Origin of the sequence: Bradyrhizobium sp. YCK136 (genome assembly GCF_044570075.1) — a bacterium.
Taxonomy (GTDB): Bacteria; Pseudomonadota; Alphaproteobacteria; order Rhizobiales; family Xanthobacteraceae; genus Bradyrhizobium; species Bradyrhizobium diazoefficiens.
The window spans coordinates 3,421,228-3,437,662 of sequence record NZ_CP172424.1; the positions used below are offsets into that span (position 1 = coordinate 3,421,228).

The following is a 16,435-nucleotide window of genomic DNA, read 5'->3' on the forward strand; positions in this document are numbered from 1 at the left end:
CCAAAGAACGAACCGAATGCCCAACCAATAACCTGCCTTTGAACAGTTTCACGTCAGGAGAAACTTTTTATGTTCCACTTCATGCGCCGGGCGCCTCGCGCGTTCGCCTCCAAACTTGCGCTGTCGGTCGTCGCGCTCTCGACCGCGCTGGCCTCGCCAGTGCTTGCAGCCGGCAAGACCCTCACCGCGGTAATGCATTCCGATCTGCGCATCATCGATCCGATCTTCACCACGGCCTATATCACGCGTGACCACGGCTACATGGTCTACGACACGCTGGTGGCCACCGATTCGAACTTCAAGATCCAGCCGCAGATGGCGGACTGGAAGATCTCCGACGACAAGCTCACCTACACCTTTACACTGCGCGACGGCCTGAAGTGGCATGACGGTGCGCCGGTGACCGCGGAAGACTGCGTTGCCTCGCTGAAGCGCTGGGGCGCGGTCGACGGCATGGGCCAGAAGCTCATGGACTTCACCGCGAGCCTCGAGGCGACCGACGCCAAGACCATCACGTTGAAGCTGAAGGAGCCCTACGGCCTCGTGCTCGACTCCATCGGCAAGCCGTCATCGCGCGTTGCCTTCATGATGCCGAAGCGCCTCGCCGAGACGCCGCCGGACAAGCAGATCCCCGAGCAGATCGGCTCGGGCCCGTTCAAGTTCGTGCAGTCGGAATTCCAGCCCGGCGTGAAGGCTGTCTACGTCAAGAACACCGATTACGTGCCGCGCAAGGAGCCGGCGAGCTGGACCTCCGGCGGCAAGGTGGTGAAGGTCGACCGCGTCGAGTGGATCACGATGCCGGACTCGCAGACCGCGGTGAACGCGCTGCAGTCGGGCGACATCGACTTCGTGGAGAACCTTCCGTACGACATGCTGCCGGTGCTGGAAGCGAACAAGGAGATCACGATCGAGGTCTCGAACAAGCTCGGCTTCCAGACGCTCGGCCGGATGAACTTCCTGTATCCGCCGTTCGACAACGTGAAGGTGCGCCGTGCTGCCTTTCTGGCGATGAACCAGAAGGACGTTCTCGATGCGCTCGTCGGCAACGCCAAATATCAGAAGGTCTGCGGCGCGTTCTTCGTGTGCGATACCCCGCTCGCGACCGACGTCGGCGCCGAGACCCTGGTGAAGGGCAATGGCATGGCGGAAGCCAAGAAGGCGCTCGCCGAGTCCGGCTATGACGGCACTCCGGTCGTGGTGATGGCGCCCGGCGACGTGACGACGCTCAAGGCGCAGCCGATCGTTGCGGCCCAGTTGCTGCGCGAGGCGGGCTTCAAGGTCGACCTGCAAGCGACCGACTGGCAGACGGTGGTGAGCCGCCGCGCCAGCCAGAAGCCTCCGAAGGAGGGCGGTTGGAACATGTTCTTCACCAACTGGGTCGCGGCCGACGTCTCCAACCCGATCGCCAATCTCTCGATCGGCGGCCAGGGCAAGAAGGGCGGCTGGTTCGGCTGGGCGGAAGACCCCAAGATCGAGCAGCTCAAGGATGCTTTCGTCCGCGCGCCGTCGGTCGACGAGCAGAAGAAGATCGCCGCCGACATCCAGAAAGAAGCCTATGAGCAGGTGATCTACGTTCCGCTGGGGCAGTATCTGCTGCCGAGCGGCTGGCGCAAATCGCTGAGCGGTGTGCTCGACGGCCCCGCAACGCCCCTGTTCTGGAACGTCGACAAGTCGAAGTAGGCGGGCGGGTCCTTCCGCCTTTCGTCCGGATTATCACGCGGCGCCGCTGTCACCAGCGGCGCCGTTGTCGTTTGCCGGCTCGAGACGACCGTGGAGCCTTTAACTCTTCCAGTTTCCAATCATTGCTATTTGTTTCCAACCTGAAATAGATGTGCCGTCTTCGCGCATCACTTTCCGTGTCCCAATTGATTCCTGTGCCAGTCGATTTTGCATTCCAGGCGATGGCCGAACGGTCCGATCGCGCGCCGGCGCGATGGCGCCGGCCCTTCCTGCGCTGGCTCGACGGCGTCGAAGCGGGCTGGGCCGTGCCGCTTCTCATCGCCTGCTTCGTTGCGATCTGGACGCTCTATCTGGCCATCGCCTATGCCGGCGGCGGCCTGCACCCCGATACGCTCGAGGCCTGGACGCTCGGACGGAACTTTGCCTGGGGCTATCACAAGCATCCGCCGTTGATGGGGTGGGTCGCGGCGGCATGGACCTTCGTCTTTCCGCTCAGTGACGGGTCGCTGCAACTGTTGGCGATGGCCAATGCCGGGCTTGCGCTGTTCTTCGTCGATCTGATCTCGCGGCAGTTCGTGACCGGGCACAAGCGCGTCCTGGTGCTGCTGCTGTTGATGCTGACGCCGGCCTATCAATTCCACGCCCAGCGCTTCAACGCCAATGCGGTGCTGCTCGCGACCTGGCCGCTGGCGACCTGGTGCTTCCTGCGCGCATTCGAGACGCGCGGCAAGCTGTGGGCGGTCGCTGTGGGATGCACGACGGCGCTCGCGATGGTCGGCAAATATTATTCGATCTTTCTCGTCGCGAGCTTCGCCTTTGCCGCGCTGGCGCATCCGGCACGGCGCGCCTATTTCACCTCGGCTTCGCCCTGGATCTCGGTCGCCGTCGGGCTCGCGGCGCTGTCGCCGCACCTCTACTGGCTCGCGACGACGGGCGCGTCGGCCTTCACCTATGCGCTGGCTCACGCCAACGGCAACGCTGTGAGCTCGCTCGGTGAGGCGAAGAATTTCCTGCTGGGGCTGGCCGCGGCCATGAGCGTGTCGGCCGTGTCCTGGATGCTCATCGCCGGCACGCGGCTGAAGCAGTTTCCGGCCGACTTCATGGCGATGAGTCCGGGCCTGCGGCTTCTCTTCTACATTGCGATCGGCACGATCGTGCTGCCGGTCCTGACGTCGCTGGTGGTGGGGACGGATCTGCCGTCGCTGTGGGCGTTGCAGGGGCTGTTCCTGTTCGTCATTCTCGTGGTCTGCGGCACGCGCTATCCGATCGAGCGGTTCTACACCGTCAACCTCGCGGTGACCGCGGCCGGCGTCGCGCTCGCCGCCGTCCTGGTCGCGGCCCCGATCCATGCCGTCTATCGCAACAATCACGGCTACGAAGAGGGCCGGAACTTCTACGCGCAGGCGGCCGGCGAATTGACGCGCGAGTGGCGCGAGCTGACCGGCGAGCCGCTGAGCGCCGTGAGCGGCGATGATGCGCTGGCTTTTGCGGCGGCATTCTATAGCCCCGATCATCCCTATTATGCACGGCCGCTCGCGTATCAATACATTTGGGGTTTGCCGCGCAAGAGGACGCTGGATCGCGGCTGGGCCGCGCTCTGTTTCCGCGGCCAGGACTATTGCAACCGTTGGATGGAACGGGTGTCCTCGGGCGCCGGACAGTTCGTCAGGCGTGAATTCACCGTGCAGGCCACGCTGTGGGGCCGGCCCGGTCTCACGCGGGAGGTGGTCGTGCTGATGGTGCCGCCGCGCGGAAGCAGCGCCGCGCCCGAGAGCAGCGCAAACGATTTCAGTGCGAGCCGGCGTCCGACAGAATAGGCTGCGCGCTCAGCAATGGCTATCGCGCAGCCGCTCGAGGCCTTCGCTTGCGAAAGGCGCGTTGAACGCAGCCTGCTCGGCGTCTGGCTCGGAACGCCCCGTATCAGGCCGATCCGGGGTGGGGTCTTCGCGGTGTTCCGGTTCCATGGCGGCGGCCTCTCGAATTGCTGCGCTACAACATCGAGGCCGGCCGGAAGTTCCTCATGCGGTGGGGCGATGATGCGGCTTGAACAGCCGACCCTTCTCCACCACCAGCACGATCGCGAGCGCAGCCAGCGTCGACAGGAAGAAGCCGACCGAGAACGGCAGCAGCGTGCCGTCAAAGCTCTGCCCGATCGCCATGCCGACCACGATGCCGATCAGCGTCGTGATCGAGCCGTAGAGCGAGGAGGCGGTGCCGGCGATATGGCCCTGCGGCTCCATCGCGAGCGCGGTGAAGTTGGCGACCATCATGCCAAACGAGAACATCATCAGCGCCGACAGTGCCATGAACAGAGCAAGCGGCAGCATGTTCAGGATTTCGGTGACCAGCATGACGCTGGCGACCACGGCATAGAGCGTCAGGGCGCCGTGCGAGATCACGCGCATGCCGAGCCGCCCGACCAGCCTCGCATTGAGGAAGCCGGCAATGGCGGTGCCGGCCGCGATCGCAGCGAAGGCGAGCGGGAAGTAGTGGCCGAGGTGATAGACGCCGGTGAAGACCTGCTGGGCCGAGAACACATAGGCGAAGAGTGCGCCGATGACGCTGCCGGCGGCCGTCGCATAGCCGATGGTCTGGCGATTGGTCAGGGTCTGCCGGAACGCCGAGAGCACGTCGACGGGCGCCAGCGACCTGCGTTCTGACTGAGGGAGGGTTTCGGGCAGCCGCAGCACGGACCATGCGAGCGCGAGCAGGCCGTACAGCATCAGCACGACGAAGATGCCGCGCCATTGCGTGACGAGCAGCACCGCCTGTCCGAACGACGGCGCGATCACGGGCACCGCGATGAACACCATCATGGCAAGCGACATCACGCTCGCCATGCGGCGGCCGACATAGCAGTCGCGCACGATCGAGGTCGCGATCACGCGCGTTGCCGAGGTGCCGAGCCCTTGCAGCGCGCGCGCCAGCAGCAGCGTCTCGAACGAGGGCGCGGCAACCGCCAGCACGCTCGCCACCGCATAGACCGCCATGCCGCCGAGCAACACCGGGCGACGGCCGAAGCGGTCCGACAACGGACCCATGACGAACTGACCCACGCCGAAGCCGATCAGGAAGGTCGACAGCACGAGCTGGAGATGGTTGGCGACGGGAATCTTGAAGGCGGTCCCGATATTGGGCAGCGCCGGCAGCATCATGTCCATCGCAAGCGGATTCAGCGCCATGATGGACGCGATCACGATGACGAATTCGGGAAAACCCATGGGCCGGTGTCCCGAGGACACCCAGCTGTCGGCATTGACGTCGGACAAGAAGCTCACCTCTGATTGGAAGGCTTTATGTATTGTCCATGCTGCGGCGCACAACCCATGTTTTGAGATGGCTGTCAGGCGGAGCGGGAGCGGACAAGGCTTGGTGAGGCCCGCCGTCGCTCCGGGACAGGTCGGCTGGGGCGCGAGCGCCGTTGCACCGGCCACGCCGCCTGGAAGGCGTTCGGGCAACAGCCTGACGAAGCGGCGTGGCGATACCACCCAAGGTGGCAGGATTCTTGCTACGGTATTCGTCGCCGGAATGGCTGCGGAGAACCGTGATGCTCTCTACGCAACGCTCGCTCGCGACGGCCCAGCTCGGCCGCAACAGCTTCGAGGAGATCTTCGAGTCCCGGACGCCGTTGCGTGAGGCCGCCCTGGAGTCGTTTCGCCGCAGAAACGCGGTGCTCGACGGAATCTTCTACGACATCGGCAAGGTGACCCAAGAGGAGGCCCACGAGACTGCGCCTTGGCTCGCGCGCGAGGGCGCGATCCTGATCGTCCCGCCATCCGGCGCCGGATCGCTCAAGCTCTGCAACACCGTGGAAGACTTCGCCAATGCTGGCGGCGCCGATGTCCGTATCCTGGCGGTGGCCGGCGTCGGCAGTTCGGCGCTGGGGGCGGCGGCCTTCGCACGGAATGTCGCCGACGCGTTTGGCGTGTCGGCTGCTGCCGTGGTGTCGGGCTACGGGCTTGCCGATCTCCTGACCGAGGCGCTCGGTGGCTGGTTCTGGTTCGGCACGCTCAACCGCCTGCGCCATCAGTTCGAGGAGCTGGACGACGTCAGCCGGGCGCTGAACCGGCCCGAGACCGTCAGTCCGCCGACATCACCGCTCGAACTCGGCCGCGTCAGCCTGGATACAAGGACGGTCATGGCTTTGCTGGCCGATGATCGCTTCAGCTTTTCGCTGGTGACCGGACACTCCAAGGGCAACCTCGTGGTCTCGGAAGCGCTGTACGAGCTGAGGGAGCAGCCGGCGATCGAACAGACCATTCCCGACGACAAGTTCTGGATTGTCACGGTGTCTGCGGCGGTCGCGATGCCGCCCCGGTACAAGAAGATCGTCGACGTGATGGGCACGATCGATGGCTTCGGCGCGCTCAACTCGACGCCGGGAATCTCGATCGAGAAGTCGTGCCCATTCAGCTGGCACCACACCAACACGGATTTGCCGCTTCACCTGCCGGTCACGAAGGTGTTCAGGGAGCTCAGGGTCGAGCGGAATGTCGCCGTCTGAGTTACGCCGGGACTCGAAATGACGTCAGCGTACCGGGACGAAAGCGATGCGATTGCAGACGGCGCCATCCGCCGTCCTCGCGCCGTCAACTCTCGTGGTGCGGGCAGCCGGGGTCGAACCGGCACAGCGCTTGCGCACCGAGGGATTTTAAGTCCCTTGCGTCTACCAATTCCGCCATGCCCGCTTGATCCAACGAGATCAAACACTTAAGTCCACCTTCGGCCGTTTGGAATTGGCGCTTCGCGGGCCGGGTGGGTGGTTCTTCCTTAAGCGAGCCGGCCGCACAAGGCAAAGCCTCAATCCGGACATCTGTTGCTGCTTTAGGCATTCTCAATCCACGGGGACTATTCATCCGGCATGGTTGCTTCGCTTTCCCATCGCCTGCGCTTTTGCGGCGCGCTTTTCGTGCTGCTCGCGGGCGGCGCGCTGTCCGGCTGCGCGAGCATGAGCGAGACGGTCGCTCCGGCGTTTGCCGATCCGGCAAGATACGATCTGTATGATTGCAAGCAGCTCGAGTCCGAGCGCAAGGGGCTCGCCAGCCGCACCGCGGACTTGCAGAGGCTGATGGACAAGGCGCAGACCGGCGCCGGCGGCGCCGTCGTGGCCGAACTCGCCTATCGCAACGAGTACGTCGCGGTGCGTGGTCAGGCGCAGCTGGCCGAAGAGGCCTGGCGCCGCAACAGGTGCCGCGAAACGCCGCCCGAGCCGGCACCGGCTGCTGCGCCGGCGCCTGCAGCTGCCGCCAAGCCTGCGCCGAAATCCGGGAAGGCGGTCCGCTGAAGCGCCGCGCCTGCAGCGCTTCGCATCAGGGGCGCCAGCCGTAGATCCAGTCCTGCCGCGCCAGCATGCGCTCCGGGCCGAGCGCCCGGATCGCAACATCGCGCGCGATCGCGAGCGGTCCACTGAAATGATAGATGCGGCCCTGCTGCCGTGCGGTCCGCTGCACCCGTCGCACGCGCGCCTGGCGTGCACGGCCATATTGTTTCAGCGCTGCGACGATGCCGTCCGTGCTCTCGGCAGTCTCGGGGCTCAGATGCCGTGCCAGCACGGCGGCATCCTCGATCGCCATGCCGGCGCCTTGCGCGGCGAACGGCAGCATCGCATGCACGGCGTCGCCGAGCAGCGCGACCGGGCCTTTGCTCCAGGGGCAGCCGTCGGGCACGCCGAACAGCGCCCATTTGCGCCAGCTATCGACTGCGGCGAGCATCATCCGCGCCTGCGACGGCCAGCGCGGCGCGGCGAACGCATCCATCACCTCGCGCGGATCGCCGGGCGTGCTCCAGCCCGGCCTGTTCCAGGTGCCAGGCAGCACCGCGACCACGTTGATCTGTCGTCCGCCCGCGATCGGATAGGCGACGAGGTGGGCGTTCGGGCCCATCCAGAGCTGGACCCGGCGCGCGGTGTAGTCCTTCGGCAGCTGCGTGGCGTCGAGCGTACCGCGCCAGGCGATCAGCCCGGAGAAGCGCGGCTGCACCTCGGGAAACAGATGCTGGCGTACCGTCGACCAGATGCCGTCGGCGCCGATCAGCGCGCTGGCGAGATCGCTGCGGCGGATCGTGCCGCTGCGATGGACGACGGTCAGCCCCTTGGCATGAGGCGCGACGTCTTCGAAGGTCGCACCTAGCTTCAGGTCGATGTCGGGATGGTCGGAGACCGCGCCGGCGAGCGCGGATTGCAGGTCGGCACGGTGCACCACCCAATAGGGTGCGCCGGCGCGCACCGAGGCTGCTTCGCCGAGCGGCATGCGCAGCAGTTCGCCGCCCGCCCGCGCGCTCATGATCGAGACCGCCTCCGGGACGACGGCACGCAGCTTGAGCCGTTCGGTCAGGCCGAGCCCGACCAGCACGCGGCTCGCATTGGGGGAGAGTTGCAGGCCCGCACCGACTTCCTCGAGGCGCTCGGCTTTTTCCAGCACGACGATACGGAAGCCCCGGGCGGCCAGCGCAAGCGCGGCCGTCAGTCCACCGATTCCGGCTCCGGCAATGACAATCGTTCGGGAGAGCGCCACCCCTGACCGGTGGACGCGGTCAGGCCACCTTGTCCTTCAGAACGCATTCCGGCGGACGGGCTTCGCCGGCCTTCAGGTCGGCCGCGAAGCGGTACAGCGTCGAGCAGTAGGGGCAGATGATCTCGTTGTCGTTGCCGAGGTCGAGGAAGACGTGAGGATGATCGAACGGAGGGTTGGCGCCCACGCACATGAACTCTTGCGAGCCGATCTCGATGACGGGAACACCGGCATCGTTATGGAAGTGCGGGACGACATGGTCGGACATCGTAACTCATCCTGGAGTGGCAGTGGCGGCAGACACAATCACAACTGACGCGGCATCTTTGAGGCGCCGCGGACCATACTGGCGGGTGCAGATGATTGCTAGCCCGGCGGAACCGAAAGGTTCGCAACTGCCCCATGCTCATTTGCTCATGCAAATTCGACACAATCTTGCGGCCTGAGAGAAGCCCTTCTTTCGTCGGGGACGTTGTGTCGCAATTTTGGCATACTATATCTGTGGACGAGTGGAATTGCGGCAAAAGATCAACCTTCGGGCGCAAACGATCTGGGAACATCCGGGCTCTTGGCATGAAGTGGCTGCGAATCAGCACAGCGTTGACCGGCATCGCGGCATGCAGCTTCATGCTCGCGCAGGTCGCGCCGCACGCCCGCGAGGCCGGCGCGATTCTCGCCGCCCAGGATGATCCGGCCGCGCTGTCCGAGCTGAAGCTCGACGCCGTACTGCGACAGAACGACCGCCTGGTTCAGGACAATATCGAGGCCGCGCTCGCCGCCGGCGATGCCGATCTCGCCGACAGTTTTGTTGCGCTGGCGCGTGACCGCAACATCGCGCTGCCCGACGACCTCCTCGCCAGGGTGAGCGATGCGGTCAAGGACGAAAACTCCACCTCGCATTTCGCCAGGCGCTTCGCGACCGGTCTCGTCACCGGCAGCGCCGACGATGTCGCAAGCCTGTCCGGAACCGTGGCCGGCGATCTCTTCGTGATCGGCGACGTCAGGGACGTCGTGCGCGAGGGCAAGCATCTCGCCATGGGCGAGGACACCGACCGCCTGGTGCTAGGCCTTGCAGCCGCCGGCCTTGCGGTGACGGCGGCAACCTATGTGTCCATCGGCGGCGCCGCGCCCGTGCGCGCCGGCCTGACGCTGGTGAAGGATGCGCGGAAAGTCGGGCGGCTCGGCGAGGGCCTCGCGGCCTGGGCCGGCCGGTCCGCGCGCGAGGTTGTCGACACGCCGGTGCTCCAGAACGCGGTGGCGTCCGGCTCGGTGCTGCGGCCGGGCCAGACCGTGAGCGCGATCAAGGCCGCGTTCCGTGCCGAGAAGGCAGGTGCCCTGGTCCGGCTCGGCAAGGACGTCACGCGCGTTGCCGAGAAGACCGGCACGCGCGGCGCGATGGACAGCTTGCGCATCGCCGAGGGCCCCAAGGACGTCGCGCGCGCGGCGCGGCTTGCTGAAGCGCAGGGCAGCAAGACCCGCGCGATCATGAAGCTCTTGGGCCGCGGCGCGCTGCTGCTCGTCGGCGGCGCGTTCGATCTTGCGCTCTGACTGTTCGGTGCGGCGCTGACGCTGTTCGGCCTATTGTCTTCGATCAAGGCCACCACCGAGCGCCTGACGCAGGCCTGGTGCGATCGCAGACGGGCGAGGCGGCTTCGCCGGGCGCAGGTCGCCGCCGAAGCCGCTCTGGCAAGTGCGGCCGGTCCGGCCTAGAATCAACCCTTCCCCTCAACACCGCGGAATATCTGATGCCGAGCTTTCACAACGGCGCCGTTGAAATTGCCTATCTCGACGAAGGCGAGGGCGATCCGATCATCCTGGTGCACGGCTTTGCCTCCAGCAAGAACGTGAACTGGGTCTATCCGACCTGGGTCTCGGAGCTGCGCAAGAACGGCCGCCGTGTCATCGCACTCGACAATCGCGGCCACGGCGAAAGCGCAAAGCTCTACGAGCCCGCGCAATACTCGATTCCGACCATGGCCGGCGACGTGCTCGCGCTGATGGACCATCTCGCCATCCCGCAGGCCGACATCATGGGCTATTCGATGGGTGGGCGGATGACGGCGTGGCTCTCCCTGAACGAGCCTCAGCGCCTGCGCTCGGCGATCCTCGGCGGCATCGGCATCGGCGGCCTGATCGAGGGCACCGGGCCCGGCGAGAATGTCGCGAAGGCGCTGGAAGCCCCCGCGCTCGACGACGTCTCCGATCCCGTGGGGCGCACCTTCCGCGCGTTTGCCGATCAGACCCGCTCTGATCGGAGGGCGCTCGCCGCCTGCCTGCGCGGCACGCGCGACCTCATGACCAGGGGCGAAGCTGCACGCATCGACGTGCCCGTGCTGATCGCGGTCGGCTCAACCGACGACGTCGCTGGCTCGGCCAGCGCGCTCGGCGCCATCATTCCGGGCTCGGAAGTGCTCGACATTCCGGGCCGCGATCACATGCGCGCGGTCGGCGACAAGGCCTACAAGACCGGCGTGCTCGATTTTCTCTCACGCCGCGGCTGAGCCTTTAGGTTCCTCGTCGCCGAACGCGCGCGCCAGCGCCATCAGCACCACGAAGGTCGCAACCCACACCATGCGCGCGCCGTAGCGGTCGTGCGGACCGGAGATGACGGCGCAGATGAAGGCGTTGCCGAGCAGCGCGAGCGTCACCGTCGCCGCCAGCAACGTCAGATCGTCGAGCCGGCGGCGCGCCAGCGCATGCGCGAGCAACCCGACCAGCGCCAGCATCGAGGCCAGCGCGACGGGAACATGCAGCCAGTTGACGTAGTCGAAATTGACATCCCATTGCTGTTGCCGCGCCGCGCGCATCGGCGCGATCTGTGCGGGGATGTAGCGCTCGATGATGCCGTAGGTGTGCGGGATCCAGCCGCTGGTGCCTTCGCCGGTCGCCACGTGCAGCAATTGCTGGCCCACCGCCCGCATTGCGGCGCCGGCCTGCCAGGCCGGATAGTCGGCGAGCGAGTGCACGACGATATAGCTCATCTCGTCGTTCATGCCCTCAAACCGGCCGAGCGCGTTGAACACGCTCTTGCCCCACAGGAATTCGTCGGCGGTCGCCGGCAATTCGTTCCGATAGGGACAGAGCTTGAAGCTCTCGCGCGGGCAGTGGTCGTTGAGATAGCGCGCGACGATGCCGTCCTGCATCATGCGGCCGAAGGCGACGCCGTAGCCGCCCGGCGTCCAGGCCCATTTGCCCGACAGCGCATGGTTCGCCGACACCAGCATCAGGCCGCCCGCGACGATGGTCATGCTCGCCTGCGCCAGTCCGGCGAGCGGAAGCCTGCGGCCCACGAACGGCCGCGCCATCCAGCCGGCGAGGCAGAGTCCGAGCAGCACGCCGAGCGTGGCGCTGTGGGTTGCGGCGGCAAAGGCGGTGAAGACGAACAGCGCGATTTTTTCGTGCGGCGACGTGCGCTGGGCTCCGACGACGAGAAGGAACAGCGACAGCACCGACAGTCCCGCGAAGATGTCCGTGAGCAGCATGCTGGCCAGCCAGGGCAGCGCGGTCGACAGGATCAGGAGCAGGCTGATCGCGACGAAGCGGAACGTCTGCAACAGGCCGAGGACGCGCAAGCTGAGCTGCAACAGCCACAGCGTCGCCAGCGACTGGATCGCGAGGTTGATCCAGAAGCCGAAGCTTTCGCCGGAGTGGAGATAGAGGCCGAACACGGTGGACCGGCTGGGGACGAGATAGCCCTCGTACCAGCGCGCCAGATAGCCGCCGGTATCCCACTGCAACAGCGGATAGCCGTTCCAGAACGCCGGCGCGATCATCAGGAGGGGTAGGGCCAGAGCGGCGAGCCGCACCCAGAACGAGCCCGCGGGGCGCGCGCGCAAATGATCGGTGGTGGTGGTCAAATCCGCTCCGTCGTCGTCCGGACCATGCCTGCAATAAGGGGTGGGAGCGAATTCACCAATAGTTTGACGCTGCCCGGCTTGAATTTGGCAAAACCCTGACCACTTTTAGCCGACCTTGCCGCCTGGGGGCGTCAGAAGAAATTGTTGTGTTACAACGCGTTGGCGGCTTTCGCGGGGCAAGGTGCTGTTCACTCTCAGGCAAGCCCGTCAGGACTTTGTCGCCTAGACTGTGCTATAGAACCAACAAAACGAGCCCATTCGAAAGAGCAGATCCCATGGCAGTGCATCAGGTCAATCCGGGAGGAAAGCTCGCATCCCTCGATCCGATCTGGGACCGGATCCGGAGCGAAGCGGAGGACATCGTCCATCGCGAGCCGGAGCTTGCGACCTTCATCTATTCGACGGTGCTGCATCACAGCCGTCTCGAGGATTCGGTGATCCATCGTCTCGCCGACCGGCTCGATCATTCCGCGCTGTCGGGCGATCTCGTGCGCCAGACCTATGACGAGGCGCTGCGCGACGATCCCGATCTCGGCAACGCCTTCCGCGCCGATCTCGTCGCCGTCTACGATCGCGATCCCGCGACCTCCCGCTTCATCGATCCGTTGCTCTACTTCAAGGGCTTCCACGCGATCCAGACCCATCGCCTTGCGCACTGGCTCTGGCTGAAGGGCCGCAAGGATTTCGCGTATTATCTCCAGAGCCGCGCCTCTGCGGTGTTCCAGACCGACATCAATCCCGCCGCGCGCATCGGCCGCGGCATCTTCCTCGACCATGCCACCGGGTTCGTCTGCGGCGAGACGGCGGTGATCGAGGACGACGTCTCGATCCTGCACGGCGTCACGCTCGGCGGCACCGGCAAGGAGAACGAGGACCGTCATCCGAAGATTCGCCATGGCGTGCTGATCGGCGCGGGCGCGAAAATCCTCGGCAACATCGAGATCGGCCATTGCGCGCGCATCGCGGCGGGCTCGGTCGTGGTCAAGCCCGTGCCGCACAACGTCACGGTCGCGGGCGTGCCCGCCAAGATCGTCGGCGAGGCCGGCTGCGCCGAGCCGTCGCGCACCATGGATCAGATGATCAACGCGATGGGGCTTTGAGTTCAAGAAGAGGGGCCGGATTCTCCGGCCCTGTCCGTCCCCAAATTCTTTGGCAATTCATGCTGGCGGTTCGTCGCGTCTCGGCCTAAAACCCCGCCAACCCAGATTTCGATTGGAGACTTGCCGTGGACGTCAAGGAAGTAAGGAAGCTCGACGCGTATCTGAAACGCGTATTCGGCAATCCCAAGATCCGCGTCGTGCCGCGGCCGAAGAAGGACGATTCCGCCGAGGTCTATATCGGCGAGGAGTTCATCGGCGTGCTGTTCGTCGACGACGAGGACGACGATCGCTCGTTCCAGTTTCAGATGGCGATCCTCGAGGACGATCTCGTCGATCAGGAATAGCGCGGCGATCGTGTCGCTCAAGGGGGCCGCGCACACCGCGACCCCTCATTCTATTTCCTTGCAAGAATACGCAGCCGCGCCGTGGCATCAGCGACAGTGATGTCCTCTGCATCGACGAGGTCGGCTTGCACGACCATGTCGCGCTCCGTCCGCTCGATGACCCGTGCCCGCGCCGTGATCGGTCCGACCGTTGCGGGCTTCAGGAAGCGTGTGTCCAGGCTCCGCGTGATCACAGTCTGGTCAGGGGATAGCGCTGCGAGCGCGCAGATCCCGGTGGCGGAGTCCAGCATCGCCGCAAGGAATCCGCCCTGGATGGTCCCGTGCCTGTTGGTGAATGCGGGCTGAGCCTGGAAGCGGATCAGCGCATGCCCGCTCTCGTCGAAGCCGAGCCATTCGCGTCCCAGCAGCTGGGCGCCCGGTGGGAGATGTGTGGCCGCATCGTTCAATCGGTTACCCCATGCTGACATCATGCCCCTGTCTTGCCCGACGGGTCAAGCGCGACTTCGAAAAATACGAAAGCACTCTATGCTGCCGATGTTTGGCTACTGTGCATGGGGTTGTTTTCGACATTTTTTATCGGGAGGGCCCCCAAGCCCGCCCCGGCAAACTGGTCTCGCCACGGGCGTAGAGGTCGCGCTCAGCTCTTCGGTCCGCGCAACTGCGCCGTCAGCCGGTCCATCGCCTCCGCCGCATCGCGCCATTGCGACAGCCAGCTGCGCGGAAAGCGGAAGGTGAGGTCGGCGCCGCCGACGCGGCGCTCGGAGAGGCACATGCCCGGGGTCGCCGCATCGCGCGTGCAGCGTGCGGTCAGCGCGGGGCTTGCGGCAGAATAGAGATCCTCGCTGCCGTAAGGTGTGTCGGCGCGGAACATCCGCATCGTCAGCCCGTCCTCGGGCATCGTCGCGCCCGGCTCGAGATAGCGCGGATAGATCGTGGCGGTCCGCTGCTCGGGCGAGAGCGCATCGTGATGGGCCGCGATCGACAGGAAGATGCGGTCGATCGGCAGCAACGACGCATCCACCGTGTCGGCGGTGACGTGCTTCGGCGTGCCGGGCGGCTCCAGCGAGGGATAGAGGAAGTCGAGATCGATGCGCTCCTGCGGCCCCGAGTGACGCTGGATCTTCATCCGGATCGCCGTCGTCGGCAGGTTGAACAGCGTGCCGCCGACGCTCACCGGCAGCTTGTCGGGAGCGTTGGCGCCGCTGGTGCCCCAGGTCGGCCACAACAGATAGGCGACGAGCGCGACGGCGCACACCGCCGCCGCGCCGCCGAGCACGATCGGGACGATATGCGCCCGGGTGCGCGTCCGGGGGGACCGAGGGGAGGCTGCCGAAAACACCGTCATGACTAGCGCGCGTGGGCCCGTGGTCGGCCGATGTCCGACGAATCAGCGGCGAATATGCCATGCGGCGGCGATTTCGCGGAGCGTTCCCCGGCTGCGGGGAAAGGGGGAGGGCCCTGCGCCGGATGGCCGGCGGCGTTAACCTTCCCTTAAGGATAATGTAGCGTTAACCGGCACTATTTGTCACAGGAAAGCTCCGGCGTTGCGTAAGGGCGGACCGTTCCGATGACACCTGAAGCTCTCAATTCCTTCTTCTCGATTGGCATCGGTTTCGCGCTCGCTGGCGCACTCGTGAACGGATACCAGGCGGTCGCGCAGCGGCCCGCCGGCTTCGGCCTGTTGCAGGACGGCGTGGCCCCGAAGACCTTCGCGGCGGTGCCGTTCCTGGTGTTCGCCGCACCCTTCATCATCATGCGCAACACGCTGCGCGGCATGCGGCTGGAAAGCCGTCGCCTCGAATTCGTGATGATGGCGACCGTCATCGCCGGCTTCTGGAGCATGATGAGCGGCACCTTCTTCCTGATGACGCTGCGGGCGACCGGCGTCCTGGGCTGACGCTTTGCAGGGCTGCCGGTGCGGGTGGCCCTTTGCCTCCGCGCCGCCGTTTCGCTATGCCAGTCTCAGCGTGACAGGAGACCTCCATGGCGATCTACGAGCTCGACGGGCAGGCGCCCGATCTTCCCGCCGACGGCAACTATTTCATCGCGGAGACCGCAACCGTGATCGGCCGCGTGCGCCTGAAGCCGGGGGCGAGCGTCTGGTTCGGCGCGGTGCTGCGCGGCGACAATGAATGGATCGAGATCGGCGAGGGCGCCAACGTGCAGGACGGCTCGACTTGCCACACCGATCTCGGCTTTCCGCTTGTCATCGGCAAGAACTGCACCGTCGGCCACAACGTCATCCTGCACGGCTGCACGATCGAGGAGGGTGCGCTGATCGGCATGGGTTCGATCGTGATGAACGGCGCGAAGATCGGCCGCAACAGCATCGTCGGCGCCGGTTCCGTCATCACCGAGGGCAAGGAGTTTCCCGAACGCTCCCTGATCATCGGCTCGCCCGCGCGCGTGATGCGCACGCTCGACGATGCCCAGGTGCAGAGGATGGGAAGCGCGGCGAAGTTCTACGTCGCCAACGGACCTCGCTTCACGAAGGGCCTGAAGCGGATCGGGTGAATTCAGCTTCCTTCTGACTCGCGCGCTTCCATCGCGCCTGCGCCCTTCTCGTGCCCCGCAGCCCAGAGCGCATGTTCGTCGCTGCCGTCCGAGTAGGGATTGGCCTCGGCCGGGATGTTGTCGCGCGCGGCGCGCTCGCCTTCTGCAAATGGATCGCGATCGGTCATCGTGATTTGGCCTTTCCGGACTTCGGACGCGCGGCCGGCTTGTCCGGTTCGGCGCCGAGCCTGGCGCTCTTGCGCAACGCGTCCCGGAGATCGATGGGGATGCCATGCTTCTTCAGCAGGTCGGCGAAGGCTTCATCCGCAAGCTCTTGGAACGTCGCCATCCGGTCGCGTCCCAGCTGCTTGAGCTTGTCGAACGTGTCCTCGTCGAACGCGATCAGTTTGCGCATGATCGGGCCTGCCTCCTCGTTTCAAGCTGATGTGACG

Annotated in this window: 17 protein-coding genes, 1 tRNA gene and 1 pseudogene; 10 read left to right on the plus strand and 9 right to left on the minus strand. The window is 65.6% G+C overall.

Annotated elements, in window-relative coordinates:
• Positions 1 to 69 precede the first annotated feature (69 nt).
• Together ACFLEY_RS16110 and ACFLEY_RS16115 are read left to right on the plus strand one after the other, a co-directional pair.
• Positions 70 to 1,680 (plus strand): ABC transporter substrate-binding protein, encoded by a 1,611-nt coding sequence (locus tag ACFLEY_RS16110; protein ID WP_396604690.1) that lies wholly within the window; start codon positions 70 to 72, stop codon positions 1,678 to 1,680.
• Between the two features lie 221 nt (positions 1,681 to 1,901).
• Entirely contained in the window at positions 1,902 to 3,497 is a 1,596-nt protein-coding gene (locus tag ACFLEY_RS16115; protein ID WP_347341930.1) for a glycosyltransferase family 39 protein, read from the plus strand.
• A gap of 201 nt (positions 3,498 to 3,698) precedes the next feature.
• On the opposite strand, the gene ACFLEY_RS16120 is transcribed toward ACFLEY_RS16115, so the two are convergent.
• Positions 3,699 to 4,949, minus strand: coding sequence for a multidrug effflux MFS transporter (locus ACFLEY_RS16120; protein ID WP_211433759.1), 1,251 nt, complete (start codon positions 4,947 to 4,949; stop codon positions 3,699 to 3,701).
• A gap of 278 nt (positions 4,950 to 5,227) precedes the next feature.
• Between ACFLEY_RS16120 and ACFLEY_RS16125 the strand changes: the two genes are divergently transcribed.
• Entirely contained in the window at positions 5,228 to 6,184 is a 957-nt protein-coding gene (locus tag ACFLEY_RS16125; RefSeq protein WP_038967760.1) for a hypothetical protein, read from the plus strand.
• Between the two features lie 95 nt (positions 6,185 to 6,279).
• Here ACFLEY_RS16125 and ACFLEY_RS16130 read toward each other — a convergent pair.
• Positions 6,280 to 6,368, minus strand: a tRNA-Leu gene (locus tag ACFLEY_RS16130).
• Positions 6,369 to 6,541: 173 nt separating this feature from the next.
• Between ACFLEY_RS16130 and ACFLEY_RS16135 the strand changes: the two genes are divergently transcribed.
• The gene (locus ACFLEY_RS16135) at positions 6,542 to 6,964 is read left to right on the plus strand and encodes a hypothetical protein (protein WP_060908086.1); all 423 of its coding nucleotides are present in this window, start codon (positions 6,542 to 6,544) and stop codon (positions 6,962 to 6,964) included.
• Positions 6,965 to 6,989: 25 nt separating this feature from the next.
• On the opposite strand, the gene ACFLEY_RS16140 is transcribed toward ACFLEY_RS16135, so the two are convergent.
• Together ACFLEY_RS16140 and ACFLEY_RS16145 are read right to left on the minus strand one after the other, a co-directional pair.
• Entirely contained in the window at positions 6,990 to 8,192 is a 1,203-nt protein-coding gene (locus ACFLEY_RS16140; protein WP_060908085.1) for an FAD-dependent monooxygenase, read from the minus strand.
• A 19-nt stretch (positions 8,193 to 8,211) separates the two neighbouring features.
• Positions 8,212 to 8,457: a zinc-finger domain-containing protein gene (locus tag ACFLEY_RS16145; RefSeq protein WP_007602543.1), complete on the minus strand. Its 246-nt coding sequence runs from the start codon at positions 8,455 to 8,457 to the stop codon at positions 8,212 to 8,214.
• Between the two features lie 305 nt (positions 8,458 to 8,762).
• Here ACFLEY_RS16145 and ACFLEY_RS16150 point away from each other — a divergent pair.
• Together ACFLEY_RS16150 and ACFLEY_RS16155 are read left to right on the plus strand one after the other, a co-directional pair.
• Positions 8,763 to 9,899 (plus strand): annotated as a pseudogene (locus tag ACFLEY_RS16150) (hypothetical protein).
• A gap of 35 nt (positions 9,900 to 9,934) precedes the next feature.
• Complete coding sequence (locus ACFLEY_RS16155) at positions 9,935 to 10,690, plus strand: alpha/beta fold hydrolase (RefSeq protein WP_028175409.1); 756 nt, start codon at positions 9,935 to 9,937, stop codon at positions 10,688 to 10,690.
• Here ACFLEY_RS16155 and ACFLEY_RS16160 read toward each other — a convergent pair.
• Positions 10,676 to 12,046 carry a hypothetical protein gene (locus ACFLEY_RS16160; protein WP_028175408.1) on the minus strand — a complete coding sequence of 457 codons (1,371 nt, stop codon included), beginning with the start codon at positions 12,044 to 12,046 and terminating at the stop codon, positions 10,676 to 10,678. The two genes, ACFLEY_RS16155 and ACFLEY_RS16160, sit on opposite strands and share 15 nt — an antisense overlap.
• A gap of 275 nt (positions 12,047 to 12,321) precedes the next feature.
• On the opposite strand from ACFLEY_RS16160, the gene cysE reads away from it, so the two are divergent.
• Positions 12,322 to 13,146: a serine O-acetyltransferase gene (gene cysE, locus ACFLEY_RS16165; protein WP_028175407.1), complete on the plus strand. Its 825-nt coding sequence runs from the start codon at positions 12,322 to 12,324 to the stop codon at positions 13,144 to 13,146.
• A gap of 125 nt (positions 13,147 to 13,271) precedes the next feature.
• Positions 13,272 to 13,490, plus strand: a complete 219-nt coding sequence (locus ACFLEY_RS16170; protein ID WP_007602550.1) for a DUF3126 family protein — start codon at positions 13,272 to 13,274, stop codon at positions 13,488 to 13,490.
• Between the two features lie 50 nt (positions 13,491 to 13,540).
• Here ACFLEY_RS16170 and ACFLEY_RS16175 read toward each other — a convergent pair whose 3' ends face one another.
• Both ACFLEY_RS16175 and ACFLEY_RS16180 read right to left on the minus strand, forming a co-directional pair.
• Complete coding sequence (locus ACFLEY_RS16175) at positions 13,541 to 13,960, minus strand: PaaI family thioesterase (RefSeq protein ID WP_060908084.1); 420 nt, start codon at positions 13,958 to 13,960, stop codon at positions 13,541 to 13,543.
• Positions 13,961 to 14,127: 167 nt separating this feature from the next.
• Positions 14,128 to 14,835 (minus strand): hypothetical protein, encoded by a 708-nt coding sequence (locus ACFLEY_RS16180; protein ID WP_211433758.1) that lies wholly within the window; start codon positions 14,833 to 14,835, stop codon positions 14,128 to 14,130.
• 222 nt (positions 14,836 to 15,057) lie between these two features.
• Between ACFLEY_RS16180 and ACFLEY_RS16185 the strand changes: the two genes are divergently transcribed.
• A complete protein-coding gene (locus ACFLEY_RS16185; RefSeq protein WP_011088330.1) occupies positions 15,058 to 15,387 on the plus strand; it encodes a DUF6949 family protein in 330 nt (109 codons plus the stop codon).
• Between the two features lie 86 nt (positions 15,388 to 15,473).
• On the plus strand, positions 15,474 to 16,004 hold the full coding sequence (locus tag ACFLEY_RS16190) for a gamma carbonic anhydrase family protein (protein ID WP_011088329.1): 531 nt from the start codon (positions 15,474 to 15,476) through the stop codon (positions 16,002 to 16,004).
• Positions 16,005 to 16,006: 2 nt separating this feature from the next.
• On the opposite strand, the gene ACFLEY_RS16195 is transcribed toward ACFLEY_RS16190, so the two are convergent.
• Both ACFLEY_RS16195 and ACFLEY_RS16200 read right to left on the minus strand, forming a co-directional pair.
• Positions 16,007 to 16,171, minus strand: a complete 165-nt coding sequence (locus ACFLEY_RS16195; protein ID WP_165448165.1) for a hypothetical protein — start codon at positions 16,169 to 16,171, stop codon at positions 16,007 to 16,009.
• The gene (locus ACFLEY_RS16200) at positions 16,168 to 16,398 is read right to left on the minus strand and encodes a hypothetical protein (protein ID WP_038967754.1); all 231 of its coding nucleotides are present in this window, start codon (positions 16,396 to 16,398) and stop codon (positions 16,168 to 16,170) included. Before ACFLEY_RS16200 ends, ACFLEY_RS16195 begins: the two co-directional genes overlap by 4 nt.
• Positions 16,399 to 16,435 lie beyond the last annotated feature (37 nt).

Excerpts from the sequence above, each read along its gene's own strand:
- ACFLEY_RS16110 (WP_396604690.1), top strand. The coding sequence starts at position 70 with ATGTTCCACTTCATGCGCCGGGCGCCTCGCGCGTTCGCCTCCAAACTT.
- ACFLEY_RS16115 (WP_347341930.1), top strand. The coding sequence starts at position 1,902 with ATGGCCGAACGGTCCGATCGCGCGCCGGCGCGATGGCGCCGGCCCTTC.
- ACFLEY_RS16125 (WP_038967760.1), top strand. The coding sequence starts at position 5,228 with ATGCTCTCTACGCAACGCTCGCTCGCGACGGCCCAGCTCGGCCGCAAC.
- ACFLEY_RS16135 (WP_060908086.1), top strand. The coding sequence starts at position 6,542 with ATGGTTGCTTCGCTTTCCCATCGCCTGCGCTTTTGCGGCGCGCTTTTC.
- ACFLEY_RS16145 (WP_007602543.1), bottom strand. The coding sequence starts at position 8,457 with ATGTCCGACCATGTCGTCCCGCACTTCCATAACGATGCCGGTGTTCCC.
- ACFLEY_RS16155 (WP_028175409.1), top strand. The coding sequence starts at position 9,935 with ATGCCGAGCTTTCACAACGGCGCCGTTGAAATTGCCTATCTCGACGAA.
- cysE (WP_028175407.1), top strand. The coding sequence starts at position 12,322 with ATGGCAGTGCATCAGGTCAATCCGGGAGGAAAGCTCGCATCCCTCGAT.
- ACFLEY_RS16175 (WP_060908084.1), bottom strand. The coding sequence starts at position 13,960 with ATGATGTCAGCATGGGGTAACCGATTGAACGATGCGGCCACACATCTC.
- ACFLEY_RS16180 (WP_211433758.1), bottom strand. The coding sequence starts at position 14,835 with ATGACGGTGTTTTCGGCAGCCTCCCCTCGGTCCCCCCGGACGCGCACC.
- ACFLEY_RS16185 (WP_011088330.1), top strand. The coding sequence starts at position 15,058 with ATGACACCTGAAGCTCTCAATTCCTTCTTCTCGATTGGCATCGGTTTC.
- ACFLEY_RS16190 (WP_011088329.1), top strand. The coding sequence starts at position 15,474 with ATGGCGATCTACGAGCTCGACGGGCAGGCGCCCGATCTTCCCGCCGAC.
- ACFLEY_RS16195 (WP_165448165.1), bottom strand. The coding sequence starts at position 16,171 with ATGACCGATCGCGATCCATTTGCAGAAGGCGAGCGCGCCGCGCGCGAC.
- ACFLEY_RS16200 (WP_038967754.1), bottom strand. The coding sequence starts at position 16,398 with ATGCGCAAACTGATCGCGTTCGACGAGGACACGTTCGACAAGCTCAAG.